The 12,994-nt window shown below is 45.0% G+C and carries 11 protein-coding genes; all 11 read right to left on the bottom strand.

The genetic code is table 11. The features are described 5' to 3' along the window. Positions 1-1,080: a tRNA 2-thiouridine(34) synthase MnmA gene (gene mnmA / locus G632_RS0107140; RefSeq protein WP_026512445.1), complete on the bottom strand. Its 1,080-nt coding sequence runs from the start codon at positions 1,078-1,080 to the stop codon at positions 1-3. Then, a complete protein-coding gene (locus G632_RS0107135) occupies positions 1,077-2,012 on the bottom strand; it encodes an exopolyphosphatase (protein WP_022768335.1) in 936 nt (311 codons plus the stop codon). The genes mnmA and G632_RS0107135 overlap by 4 nt, the downstream gene beginning before the upstream one ends. 126 nt (positions 2,013-2,138) lie before the next feature. Then, positions 2,139-2,627, bottom strand: coding sequence for a ribonuclease HI (rnhA, locus tag G632_RS0107130; RefSeq protein ID WP_022768334.1), 489 nt, complete (start codon positions 2,625-2,627; stop codon positions 2,139-2,141). A gap of 92 nt (positions 2,628-2,719) precedes the next feature. Next, complete coding sequence (locus tag G632_RS0107125; RefSeq protein WP_081647096.1) at positions 2,720-4,492, bottom strand: MutS-related protein; 1,773 nt, start codon at positions 4,490-4,492, stop codon at positions 2,720-2,722. Then, entirely contained in the window at positions 4,407-5,708 is a 1,302-nt protein-coding gene (locus G632_RS0107120) for an amidohydrolase (RefSeq protein ID WP_022768332.1), read from the bottom strand. The genes G632_RS0107125 and G632_RS0107120 overlap by 86 nt, the downstream gene beginning before the upstream one ends. Beyond that, positions 5,705-6,535, bottom strand: coding sequence for a purine-nucleoside phosphorylase (locus G632_RS0107115; RefSeq protein ID WP_022768331.1), 831 nt, complete (start codon positions 6,533-6,535; stop codon positions 5,705-5,707). The genes G632_RS0107120 and G632_RS0107115 overlap by 4 nt, the downstream gene beginning before the upstream one ends. 5 nt (positions 6,536-6,540) lie before the next feature. Further along, positions 6,541-8,610: a serine hydrolase domain-containing protein gene (locus G632_RS21065; RefSeq protein ID WP_022768330.1), complete on the bottom strand. Its 2,070-nt coding sequence runs from the start codon at positions 8,608-8,610 to the stop codon at positions 6,541-6,543. Positions 8,611-8,647: 37 nt separating this feature from the next. Beyond that, on the bottom strand, positions 8,648-10,543 hold the full coding sequence (locus tag G632_RS0107105) for a heavy metal translocating P-type ATPase (protein WP_022768329.1): 1,896 nt from the start codon (positions 10,541-10,543) through the stop codon (positions 8,648-8,650). Between the two features lie 33 nt (positions 10,544-10,576). Continuing rightward, the gene (locus tag G632_RS0107100; protein WP_022768328.1) at positions 10,577-10,792 is read right to left on the bottom strand and encodes a cation transporter; all 216 of its coding nucleotides are present in this window, start codon (positions 10,790-10,792) and stop codon (positions 10,577-10,579) included. A 35-nt stretch (positions 10,793-10,827) separates the two neighbouring features. Continuing rightward, entirely contained in the window at positions 10,828-11,187 is a 360-nt protein-coding gene (locus G632_RS0107095; protein ID WP_022768327.1) for an ArsR/SmtB family transcription factor, read from the bottom strand. A 117-nt stretch (positions 11,188-11,304) separates the two neighbouring features. Beyond that, entirely contained in the window at positions 11,305-12,333 is a 1,029-nt protein-coding gene (pyk, locus tag G632_RS0107090) for a pyruvate kinase (RefSeq protein WP_022768326.1), read from the bottom strand. Positions 12,334-12,994 lie beyond the last annotated feature (661 nt).

Here is a 12,994-nt window from a genome sequence, read left to right as displayed (position 1 = left end):
TCAGACTATAATTCCGCCGCCAAGGACAATCTCCCCATCGTACAAAACTGCACTCTGTCCCGGTGTTATGGCTCGTTGCGGCTCATCAAAGACTATCCTTGCCTTTCCATCTGCAAAGATAGTTGCCGTTGCCGGCTGCTCTTTATGTCTGTAACGGATCTTGGCCTGGCATCTTATGGGCTCACTTGGTGCATCCCCTGTTATCCAGTTAAATTCCCTTACCATTACTTCTTTGTCGAACAGATCCTCATCGTCTGCAAGGATGACGCGATTGTTCTCAGTATCAAGGCGCTTTACGTAAAGCCTTCTGTCCGCAGGAATTCCAAGACCTCTTCTTTGACCTATGGTGTAATTTATGATTCCTTCATGAGTTCCCAGAACGTTTCCCTGAAGGTCGATAAAATCGCCCTTTGGATATTCTTTATTCCTGTATCTCTTGATCATGGCTGCATAATCGCCGTCAGGAACAAAGCAGATGTCCTGAGAGTCTTTTTTATCCTTGTTTACAAAACCGTACCCGGCAGCAATTTCTCTGGCCTCATCCTTGGTCATCTCCCCGAGTGGAAAGTACGTGTGTGAGAGCTGCTCTTCTGTAAGGTCATATAAAACGTAGCTCTGATCCTTTTTTGGATCTACTGCCTTCAGCAGATAAAAATGTCCGTCCCTCTCCTCAATCCTTGCGTAATGCCCTGTTACGATGTTGTCGTATCCAAGGGCCTTAGCCTTTTCATAGAGGATGTCGAACTTAAGGTACTTATTGCACCTTATACATGGGTTTGGTGTCTCGCCCCTCTCATAACTGCACACAAAGGGTTCGATGACATTCTTGGTAAACTCTGCCTCATAGTGGTATATGTTGTACTCTATACCGAGCTTATCGCAGACTGCCCTTGCATCCTGGGTGTCCTTTAAGCTGCAACAGGTTCCAAAAAGGTCCTCGCCTATCATATCGTTCTCATAAAGGCGCATGGTACATCCCATGCAATCAAACCCTTTTTTTAACATAAGAGCAGCGGCTACGGAAGAATCCACGCCGCCACTCATAGCTATTAAAGCTTTTTTATTCTCGTTACTCATCATGCGTTAATTTTCTTAATAATCTCCGGCAGTACCTGGTCTATCTTGTCATTGTCTATCTGGCAGGTTCCGGCATTTGCATGTCCGCCTCCGCCATACTCAAGACAAAGATCTCCGATGTTGAAGTTCGATGCCTTATTGATAATAGACTTACCTATCATAACAGCTGTGTTCTGTTTTTTAAAGCCCCAGGCTACATGAACTGAAATTTCTGCCTCAGGATACAGAGCATAGATCATAAACCTGTTTCCGGCATAGATCACATCGCCTGCTGCCTTCTGATCTACCACAACAACCTTTCCCTCCATGTGGGAAATCTCTTTTAGCTGCTGTTTAAAGAGCTCTGACTGCTCATTGTAAAGGTCTACTCTCTCCTTGACATCAGGAAGCTCCAAAACATCCTTGATATCATGATTTACACAGTAGCTGATGAGCTCCATCATAAGGTCATAGTTGGAAATCCTGAAGTCATGGAATCTTCCAAGACCTGTCCTTGCATCCATAAGGAAGTTCATAAGAACCCAGTCCTTGGGATTTAGGATCTCATCTTCCGTAAAGTCTGCAGAATCACCCTTATCCACTGCAGTCATGATCTCATCGGATATTCTGTCAAGTGCATATCCTGCTTTCTTGTAATAATTGTAAACCACCCTGGCTGCTGACTTAGCCTGGCCTTCTATGAACCAGTTGTCGTTATCCTTCATGGATGCGTTTCTGATAAGCTCAGACTCATGGTGGTCAAAGCACATAAAAACTCTTGAATCATAAGGCAGATTGGTTGTGATATCGTTACCCGAAAGCTCAATCTTGCCGTCCTGAACATCCTTGGGGTGTACAAACTTGATATCCTCTATCAGGTCACACTCCCTTAAGATCATCGCACAAACCAAACCATCAAAATCACTTCGTGTCACAAGTCTCTTTTTGTCGCTCATATTGCCCCCGATTCTTATGCGTAGCGGTATACAAACAGGTCGTATACCAAGTGAAAAGTGTCCTTATTCAGTATATCACTTTTGATGCAGTTTACGAAATAACAGAAAGCTGTTTTTAATAATAAGTTAATATAGTCCTGCTCCATCGTCGTGTAAAAGAAACTCCGGATCCTGATCAGCTGCTGTAGTAGCCAGCGTATCGCACCTTTCATTCTCGGGATGTCCGTTGTGTCCCTTTACCCAGTTCCATCTTACCTTGTGTGGCTCTACAGCCTTTAAAAGTCTCTGCCAGAGCTCTACGTTCTTAACAGGCTTTTTCCCTGCTGTTTTCCAGCCGTTTTTGACCCAGCTCTTTAACCAGCCTTCGTTAAAGCCGCTGATTACGTACTTTGAGTCTGAATACATCTCTACTTCACAGGGCCTGTTAAGGCTCTCAAGCCCCACGATAGCGCCCATCAGCTCCATTCGGTTGTTGGTGGTCTTGTCATATCCGGCGCTTATCTCTTTTTCATGTACTTCACCCTTGGGGTCTATATAGCGCAAAACTACGCCGTAACCTCCGGGTCCGTCGGGGTTTCCCCTGGCAGATCCGTCAGAATAAATACTTACTTTCATTGTTCACCTCTGTTTATGTCAGGGATTCTCACTAGACTCGAAAATACCTCGTCAAGTGTTCACCCAGGGCTCGCACTAGTTTCGAAAATACCTCAACAAGTGCTCTGCTCCCAGCTTCCAAACTCAAGGAATCCATCCGCCATCTTCTGCGCATTTTCTACGATGTTTTCATCATAGCCCAAAACCTTAAGAAGCATGATGGCGTTTCTGGTTGTAGCCGGGCCTTCTTTGAGCTTATAGTCAAATTTGACGTCATTATCCGTCACATCACCCTCAAAGTGATATATCTCATAGATGTCTTTTAAAAGAGCTGTCAGCTCGATATCGTGAGTCGCAGCAAAGCACTGAACTCCATTCTCCGCAAGGCTCTTAAGAATCTGCGTTGAAGCTGCGATTCTCTCGACAGTATTGGTTCCGCGAAGGACCTCATCCACAAAGCACAGAACCTTGTTGCCGGGAGTCTTGGATTTATCGACTATCCTCTTAATTGACTTGATCTCAACGATGTAATAACTCTCTCCCATGGAGATATCATCCTTAAGTGCCATGGATGAATAAATCCTGTAAAACGGAGCCGCGTACCTGGTACCAAGCACCGTATGGATTGACTGAGCAAGAATAGTGTTTATGGCACAGGTCTTAAGGAATGTGGACTTGCCGGATGCATTTGAACCGGTTAAAAGAACTCCTGCCTTTGCCTCTATGGTGTTGGCAACTGCCCCATCTATAAGGGGATGGATCAGGTCTTTTGCCACGTAAGAGTCACCTGTAAATTCAGGAATAGAATATCCGTTTTCAAAAGAAGCCCTAAAGCAGGCAACGGATACTTCCGCCTCTATTCTTCCTGTGATCTCGAGGATCTTATCAAGCCTGTCCCTCTTTGCCATGAGCTGCTTGTACATCTGATTGAACTTGATCAGATCTATATGAGTCACCATACGGATGTAGTCCAGGAGAAGATCAACCGGATTTCCGCTGGAATTCGTCTGTGCTGATGTAAGAAGAATGGAGGAACCGGCCCTGAAGGAAGAAAACTCCTTTGAGATAGCGTTAAGTTCCCTGATATCCTCTGAGAAAACCTCAGCCCTTATCCCTGAAAACTTATCAATGGATTTGATCACCCTCATGACATATCCGTAAGTTACAAGGTAAGGAGTTATATCACTCTTTATTCTAAAATATGATACAATCTGTACCAGCATCAGAATAGCAAGTGCTATAAATCCCAGCGCAAAGTTTACAAAGCAAAAGCCGATTGCTGCAAGGATAAGAGCAATCATAACAAAGTGCCTGGTATTGCCGGTACCTGATATGTTTTCCAGATAGTCGATGTAATCATATATCGAGTATCTGCTGTTATTGCCAGTCTCCCAGAAGATAGTCTGTATCTTTCTTCTGTCCTCATCATTCTCCTGAAGGAAAGTAACCTGATCTTCAAAGGACTTAAAGTCGTCCTCCTGTCTCGGGGATCTTAAGAGATAGTAAAGATACTCCTCTCCCGCAGCGGAAAGGCAGTAATTAAGCCTCTTATAAACCCCGTCCATTCCAAGATCATTCCAGGTGATATCGTCAATCTGCGCATCTTCCGGATGATTCTTAAAATATCCTGTGACGTGGTCAAGGTCATCTGCCTTATACTGCCTGGCAGGGGGATTTCCGTAATTCTTTATTAGCTTTCCAAGCAGGTATTTCCTGGCATTGTACTTATCCCTAAGCCCCAGCACAAATGCAATGACTATAAAGCAAACCACCAGGAATATTATCATGTATCCTTCCATATCAGCTGTATAACCTCTTTCCGATTTCTTCAGCCTTGGCGTAGATGTCTGCAGGCTCTGCGCCAATGTTGAAGTTTCCGTTTTCATAGCGGATGATACCGCCGATCATTGTAAGCTTAACGTTTGACTTACTTCCGCTGTAAACAATATTCTTGACGATATTGTTGATGGGCTGCATGTTGGGCTGGTAAAGATCAAGCATGATGATATCAGCCTTCTTACCCTCTGCAAGATAGTCGCAATCATTAAGTCCCATAGCGTGAGAACCGTTAACAGTTGCCATCTTAAGGACTTCGGATGCGTCAACGCTGGAAGCATCCATGTTTTTAAGCTTGGCAAGTCCTGTTGTTAAGAACATCTCTCTGAACATATCAAGGCAGTTGTTGCTGGCAGGACCGTCTGTTCCTATAGCTACAGGAATACCCTTTTCAAGGTATTTGGAAATAGGCGCAATTCCACTGGCCAGCTTGGTGTTGGAGCCCGGATTGGTCACAGCATAAAGACCTCTCTTCTTCATGATCTCCATATCCTCGTCATTGGTCCATACAACGTGATATCCGCCTCCGCCGTAATCAAACAGTCCCAGAGAATCAAAGAATTTAATGGGAGTCATACCGTATCTCTCGATGCACTCTTTTGTCTCGGACTCTGTCTCCTGAATATGTGCCCAGAAAGGAGCTTTGTATTTGTGAACCAGCTCTGCTGTCTTCTCCAGAAGCTCTTTTGAACAGGTATATTCAGCATGAAGGCCAAGGATAAACGAGTTGTATTCATCCCTTCCGTTAAGGTCGTTGTAATACCCCTCGAGCATCTCCACTGACTGACTGAAGTTATTGACACAGCTGGTCTGAACGCAGCGCATTCCGCAGTCTCTGAAAGCATCTGCCACAGAATATGGTGTCAGATACATCTCAAAAACAGCTGTGATTCCGCTGGTCAGATACTCCATGATTGCAATCTTGGACAGATGATAAATATCTTCTGCCGTCATCTTGGCTTCTATGGGGAATATCTGCGTGTTAAGCCAGTCTGAAAGCGGAAGATCATCAGCCTTGGATCTCATCAAAGTCATGGCTGAGTGTGTGTGTGCATTCTTAAAGCCGGGCATAAGGAGATTCTTTTTGCAGTCAATCTCTCTGTCCCATATAAGTATTGAGTCCTTGTGCTCCTCGCAGTAGCTAAGTGCCTCTTCTTCTGTTCCAACGAACTGTATAGTATCGCCGTTTACCCAGACTTCGCCGATAAAGATCTCTTTTCCCGGCTCCATTGTCAAAATTCTTGCGTTATAGAATCTTGTTCTCATACTTCAAACCTCTTGATGGACTCAGATACAAGCTTGGTGAAAAGAGGTGCTGCCTTATCTGCAGCCTCCTGAACTTCCTCATGTGAAAGAGGCTCACCTGAAATGCCTGCTGCCAGATTTGAAATGCAGGAAACTCCGCAAATGCGCATACCCATGTGGTTTGCTGCGATCGCCTCGTTTACTGTGCTCATACCAACTGCTGAAACGCCGAGCTTAGCCAGCATCTTGATCTCTGCAGGTGACTCAAATGAAGGACCTGTGCACTGGCAGTACACGCCTTCTTTGAGATCGATCCCGTTCTCTTTTGCAACGGCTCTTATCACGTCTTGAAGGTCTTTCTTGTAGACATTGGACATATCGGGGAATCTTGGTCCGAGCTCATCGAGATTTGGTCCGATAAGAGGATTTGGTGCAAAGACTGAGATGTGATCTGTGATAAGCATAAGATCACCTGCGCCAAAGCCTTCGCCAAGTCCGCCTGCTGCGTTTGTAAGGAAAAGAATCTTAGCTCCCAGCATCTTCATAAGCCTTGCGGGAAGAACTACATCGCTGATATTATAGCCCTCGTAAAAGTGGATTCTTCCCTTCATGCATACAATCTTCTTATCTCCAAGGTATCCGAAAATGAACTTTCCTGCATGTCCAGGAACTGTTGATACCGGAAATCCCGGTATATCACTGTATGAAATCTCTGTCTCTATCTTGATATTCTCTGCAAATCCGCCAAGGCCTGAGCCCAAAACCAGTGCTACATCAGGCTCAAAATCAGTCACCTTTCTTACTGCCTCTTTGCATTTAAGTAGTTTTTCATATACTGCATTTCCCATAATCATTACCCCTTTCTGTTGGTTTCATCTAATGATATAACATCTGTGTCTTCATCTGCAAATTCTGCTGTTTCTGGCTCATCTGTTTCTTCTGTCTCATCCACTGTATCAGCATTTACAGCTTCTTCCAGATATGGTGGAAAGTCTGGGTTAAAGAGCCTTCCCTTTATGACTGGTTCAATGGTGTTGTTCACTGCATGAATTACAGCTTCCTTCATACCGCCCTTTACAAATCTTGAAATAATGGCGCTCTCAAAGCCTGTGCCTTCAATGGAGAAGTTCTTTAGCGTGTCATGGAGCATGTCTGCACCGGGCGATTCCTGCATCCTTATCTCAATTCTGCCGGGAACTGCCGGATAGATGAAGGTAGACTTTCTGTCCACCCGATCTACCGCATCATCCTCAAAGTAGATATTAAATGTTCGCTTGCTGGCCTCCTCCAAAAAATACACTTCATTTCTGATGGTCAGCCTGTTGTACTCATCCCTGGTGCATACCGAATCCAGTGAGACCTTGTAGTTCTCGCAGTGAATGTTGATGTCACTGGTATATCTTTTGCCTCCAAAGCCGCAGCGAAGCTTGTAAATAACCTCTCCTTCATAGATGTCTATGTAAAAAGCGTTATCCTCTGTTAACCTGAATCCGATCTTCTTCATGCCATCAGTGAAATTGTTGTGCACTATCTGCATCATCACCGGCATAAAGCCTATTCCCGTGGTCTCAAGGTCGTAAATCTTGCCGTCGAGCTTTTTAAGCCATGTAAGGATCAGCTGATTCTCATTCCTGATATTATAGGAGTTTACTGCAGATTTGAAGTCAGTTCTTTTACCCGAAAAGCTTATGCTCCTGTTTCTGGGAGAGCCTGTGGTCATGCGCACGGTTCTGTTCTTCCAGCCTCCTGAACTGATAACCGGGAAATCTGCTGTTCTCCCGCTCACGGACTTGCAGATTGCCTTTAGCTCCGTCAGCGACCTGAAATCTTCAGGAAGGGGCGTATCAGACACCTCTATGACATTCTTCATCCTGTCACGGATCTTGATGGCCATACTACTGGTCTGGAAGACATCGCTGTTACCTGCATTGGTCACTATGACCATATCAATATCGGGATAGACAAAGACATTCTGGCCCATCATGCCGTTATAGGCAAAGCAGCCTTCTCTGTCATCATTGATCCAGAGCTGGTAGCCGTAATAAGGGTTATCTTCTCTACCTGTCTCTATCTGCTTGGTAGTGGACTCGATTACCCACTCCTCAGGGATAAGCTGCTGCCCGTTCCATACACCTTTCTGTAGGTAGAGTTGGCCAAGCTTAGCCATATCCTCAATTCGCATGAAGGCTCCCCAGCCACCCTTGGTGATGCTCTGTGGACAGCTCTCCCAAAAGACTCTCTTGATGCCCATGGGGTTAAATAATCTCTCTTTACAGAAGTCAAAGAGGGACTGTCCCGTGATCTCAGTGACTATGGCAGAGAGCATGTAAGTGTTCATGCTGTTGTATTCAAATTTCGTTCCGGGATCGAATTTAAAAGACGCATCCAAAAAGCCTTTTCGCCAGTCATTGCCGCTGATAGCTCCTATCTCGTTAAAGTCAACGCCTGAAGACATATTGAGAAGGTTTCTGACTGTCATGGTCTTTCTGAAGATGCTGAAAGGCCCAAGTCTTGGGCTGAATATATCGCTGAGCCTGTCGTCGAGGGTGAGCTTGCCATCGCCCATAAGTATGCCTATGGCCATTCCAGTGATTGACTTACACATGGAATAAGTAACGTGCCACATATCCATATCAAAGGGTTCAAAAGCACACTCAGCAATGACCTTGCCATGACGGAGGGCCATAAACTTGTGCATCCTGCACTCCCTGTCCGCCTGAAGGTCCCTGATCAGGTCAGTAAAAAAAGCAGAGCTTACGCCCTGAGCTTCCGGAGAAGTTCTCTCCAAAAACTGTTCATCAGGGCAGGAGAAGCTTGAAAATGCTTTCTTCTGTGGATTAAAATCCACCTTGCTGATCTCGCCGGTCTGCCTGGCGACCATCTTCATAAGAAGCTCTCCAACGTAAAGTTCTGCTCTTGGCATTTATGTTTACCTCCATGAAGGATTCATTTTGTAAAAGTCAGTCCTTAAGCGCCCTCATAGAGTTAAGTATTGCTATTACTGCTACTCCGACATCTCCGAATACTGCAAGCCACATGGTTGTAAGACCAAGTGCTCCCAGGATTAGGATTATCAGCTTAACCGCCAGTGCAAAGACTATGTTTTCTTTTACAATCCTTATGGTCTTGCGCGCGATCTTCATAACAGCAGAGATCTTGCTGATATCATCATCCATGATGACTATGTCTGCTGCCTCTATGGCAGCATCAGATCCCATGGATCCCATGGCGATTCCAACGTCTGCTCTCATAAGTACAGGAGCGTCGTTGATTCCATCGCCTACAAACGCAAGCCTGTTACCATTATCGCCTTTTGAGAGCATTTTTTCAACTGCACTGACCTTGTCTGCAGGAAGAAGTCCTGCCTTGACATCATTTATGCCAACCTGATCAGCTACATGTCTTGCTATAGCTTCATTATCGCCGGTGAGCATGACTGCCCTCTTAACTCCAAGGTCGTACAGGGCTGCGATTCCCTCTTTTACCCCTTCCTTTATAGCATCGGCAATCACGATGCTTCCGGCATAGACACCGTCGTAAGATACGTATACGACTGTGCCTGCTGCCTCATCCAAAAGACCTATGGAAGCCGGAACTTTGATGAGCTTATCATTGCCCACCAAAAGCTCTTTTCCATCAAGCACGGTCCTGATACCATTGCCTGCGATCTCCTTGGTCTGGGACTCATCTATGTATGAGCTGTCAGGCTTATTGCCGTCGTTTCTCTCCATGTAGCAGGAAAGGATTGATCTTGCGATGGGATGATTTGAATACATCTCGCCGTAAGCTGCCAGGGACAGAAGCTGATCTTCTGATATATCACCGGAAGTTGAAGGAACTATCTCAGATACCTTAAACTCGCCCTTTGTGATGGTTCCTGTCTTATCAAATACAACTGTGTCAACCTTGGATGCCGCCTCAAGGAAGTTGCTGCCCTTAACAAGGACACCCTTCTTGGAGGATGCTCCGATTCCTCCGAAGAACCCAAGAGGAACTGCGATAACAAGAGCACAGGGACATGAAACAATAAGGAAAATGCACGCTCTTCTGATACTGTCAGAAAGAGGGAGCTGTCCGATGATCGGAGGGATCACTGCAAGAAGTACTGCTCCGATGGTAACAACAGGAGTGTAATATCTTGCAAACCTTGTGATGAAGTTCTCCATTCTGGACTTCTTGTTGCTGGCATTCTCAACAAGGTCAAGGATCCTCGCAACGGTTGAATCCTCGTAGGCCTTATCTACTCTTACCTTAAGGATTCCCTCGCCGTTTACGCATCCGCTTATTACAGCGTCGCCTTCTGCTGCCCTTCTGGGAACTGACTCACCTGTAAGAGCTGCCGTATCAAGGAAGGACTCTCCCTCTACAACGGTTCCGTCTACCGGGATCTTCTCTCCTGCTCTTACCAGGATAATGTCTCCAACACTGACTTCCTCAGGATCTACCTCAGTTGTTGAGCCGTCCTCATTAACTATATTTGCATACTCAGGAGCAATGCTCATGAGGTCTGTAATGGACTGTCTTGACTTACCTACAGCGTAGCTCTGGAAGAGCTCACCCACCTGGTAAAAGAGCATTACTGCCAGCGCCTCGGAGTACTCTCCGATTCCGAATGCACCGAAGGTAGCTATCATCATCAGGAAGTTCTCGTCAAATACCTGTCCGTGGCTGATATTGATAATAGCCTTTCTCACTACATCGTAGCCGATGATTCCATAGGGAACGAGATAGATTATCAGCTTGACGAACCATGGAAGAGGATCCATGATACCGAGTTTATCCAGTACCAAAAGGATCACGAACATGGCGAGTACTATCAGTATTCTGTTACGGGTCTTTTTTTGTTTCTTGGTCATAATTACTCATCACATCCTTTCTGGAACGATTGATCAAGCCTCGATCTCGCAATCCGGCTCAACCTTTTTGCATGCCTTAACAGCAGCATCAAATACCTTGTCAAAAACGTCATCAGCAGCCTCTAATGTAAACTTCTGAGTCATGAAATTAACCCTTGCGCTTACAACGCCCTCGATCTTCTTAACTGCATCCTCCATCTTGGCTGCACAGTTTGCACAATCTACCTCACACTTAAATGTTTTCTTCATAATATCCACCTTTCTGCCCTCTTAGAGCTCATTATTTACTCTTCAATATGATTGATACCCTGGTCTATGATGGTCCTTACATGGTCATCTGCCAGAAAATATATTATCTGTTTGCCTTCTCTTCTGTTTCCGACGAGCTTGCTCTGCTTAAGGATCTTGAGCTGATGGGATATGGCCGACTGGGTCATATTAAGGCTCTCAGCTATATCGCATACGCACATCTCTTCTTCAAACAAGGCAAAGAGAATACGAATCCTTGTGGAGTCGCCGAAGACCTTGAACAGTTCTGCCAGATCATAAAGCTTGTCATCATCGGGCATCTCTCTGTGGACCTTCAGCACCACATCTGCGTGCTTGTGCACTACATCGCAATGTTCTACATCACTGATTGACATATCGATTTCCTTTCGTTTCATTTAAACATATGAATAATTGTTCATATGTTGAATATAAAACAAGTGAATGCATATGTCAATACACATTCACTTATTTTTTTAATTATATAATTGTGATCACTGTTTGCTGCCGGCTTCTGCCGCTTCCACAGTCTTTCTCATGTATCTGATAACGTCTGTCGGATACTCGCCCACTGCAGTTTCTCCGGTCACCATGACAGATGCTGCTCCGTCCAGTACTGCGTTGTAGATATCACTCACTTCTGCTCTGGTCGGAACCTTGCTGTGCTCCATAGATGAGAGCATCTGAGTCACAACCATGAAAGGCTTGTGCGCTTTACTGCATCTTGCTGCTATGTCCTTCTGAAATCCCGGAAGGGTCCAAAGCGGAACAGCATTTCCAAGGTCTCCCCTTGCTATGATTATCTCGTCGGCTACTTCAAAAAAGCTCTCGAGGTTATCTACACCTTTGGTATTCTCAATCTTGGCATAGATCTTAATGTCTTTTCCGCCGTTATCATCAAGGACGCTTCGCAGTATCTTAAGGTCGTCTGCGCTTCTTACGAAGGGCTGCATCACTCCGTAGATACCTGACTTGCACGCAAGTTCGATGTTCTCGATATCTTTGTCTGTCAGCGCTGGCATGTCAACGGACTTACCAACTATTGCTATGCTCTTTTTGCTATTTAGAATTCCGCCTCTGGTGATTCGGGCTTTGGCAATGCATCTATCAGCGCTAATCTCTGTTATCATAGCTGCGATCTTTCCGTCATCAAGAAGGATTTCATCAGTAACTTCAAGGGCTTCAAGGATTCTTTTATCAAGTGTTACTGCCTTAGCGCCTGGATGCGTGTCCGTTTTGTCCGGAACTGTAGGCTCAAGTACAAGCTCATCGCCATCATTGAGGCTTAATGGCGCATCCAGCTTCCCGATCCTAAGTTCAGGCCCCTGCATATCTATCAGGATTTTGGGAACAATCCCGCTTTTTGCTGCAGCTCTTTTAACCTTATTTAAGTCCACAAGGCAGTCCTTAAGCATGACATGCGATAAATTGATTCTGATGCCTGTCATTCCTTCTGCAAACATCGAAGATAGCACTTGCTCATCTCTGCAACTTGGTCCCAGTGTTCCAAACACATCTATCATATCCCATATTTCCTCGGTATCGGCCCAAAACAACTTTTATGTATATCCAAGCCGAACTTTCTCTTACATTATTAACGCAATATCGTAAACAGCGTCAAAAATCACTTCATAAATCATAATACCACAGGCTTAAAGCGATTTTTTATCAATTATGATAGCAAAACCAATAGAATTGTCGGCCTGAGTGCAAAAAACACCATTTCAGTCCGACTCGTACATATCGCTTATGCGCACACTGCCCCATTCCATGAAAACAGCCAGGCCTACAAGAAAACAGCCGCTCTAAAAGAAAACAGCCGGGCCCATAAGGCAATGTCATTAAGATAAGATGACAACAAAAAGAAATAGAGAACTGAGAACCTGAATAAGGTAATCAGTTCTCTTTTTTTGATGGTTTTTAAACCTTCAGGGCATAGAAAATAGGCAGATGTCCATCTGCCGAAATGATAGTATAATTAGTTTGTTAAGCTACTCTGTACAGAAAGCTTATAGCGGTTTGGACTTTGACTTTGCGAGGGTCTTTGCGTCCAGGTCGGATTGGAAGAAGCTCTTTACTGATGAGGAATTCCACGTCAGGAGGAGCTTCCTTCTTTATTGATAGAAAATGGCGACATATGTGGATAGCCCTCGTGTAGTTTAATTGATAAGCATGCTTTCGGTG

Source organism: Butyrivibrio sp. NC2007, from assembly GCF_000421405.1.
Taxonomy (GTDB): domain Bacteria; phylum Bacillota; class Clostridia; order Lachnospirales; family Lachnospiraceae; genus Butyrivibrio.
This window is presented reverse-complemented; position numbering and strand designations above follow the sequence as displayed.

Bases quoted from the DNA above. Each gene is read 5' to 3' on its own strand.
- mnmA (WP_026512445.1), bottom strand. From the start codon at position 1,080: ATGATGAGTAACGAGAATAAAAAAGCTTTAATAGCTATGAGTGGCGGC.
- G632_RS0107135 (WP_022768335.1), bottom strand. From the start codon at position 2,012: ATGAGCGACAAAAAGAGACTTGTGACACGAAGTGATTTTGATGGTTTG.
- rnhA (WP_022768334.1), bottom strand. From the start codon at position 2,627: ATGAAAGTAAGTATTTATTCTGACGGATCTGCCAGGGGAAACCCCGAC.
- G632_RS0107125 (WP_081647096.1), bottom strand. From the start codon at position 4,492: ATGAAAACGGAAACTTCAACATTGGCGCAGAGCCTGCAGACATCTACG.
- G632_RS0107120 (WP_022768332.1), bottom strand. From the start codon at position 5,708: ATGAGAACAAGATTCTATAACGCAAGAATTTTGACAATGGAGCCGGGA.
- G632_RS0107115 (WP_022768331.1), bottom strand. From the start codon at position 6,535: ATGGGAAATGCAGTATATGAAAAACTACTTAAATGCAAAGAGGCAGTA.
- G632_RS21065 (WP_022768330.1), bottom strand. From the start codon at position 8,610: ATGCCAAGAGCAGAACTTTACGTTGGAGAGCTTCTTATGAAGATGGTC.
- G632_RS0107105 (WP_022768329.1), bottom strand. From the start codon at position 10,543: ATGACCAAGAAACAAAAAAAGACCCGTAACAGAATACTGATAGTACTC.
- G632_RS0107100 (WP_022768328.1), bottom strand. From the start codon at position 10,792: ATGAAGAAAACATTTAAGTGTGAGGTAGATTGTGCAAACTGTGCAGCC.
- G632_RS0107095 (WP_022768327.1), bottom strand. From the start codon at position 11,187: ATGTCAATCAGTGATGTAGAACATTGCGATGTAGTGCACAAGCACGCA.
- pyk (WP_022768326.1), bottom strand. From the start codon at position 12,333: ATGATAGATGTGTTTGGAACACTGGGACCAAGTTGCAGAGATGAGCAA.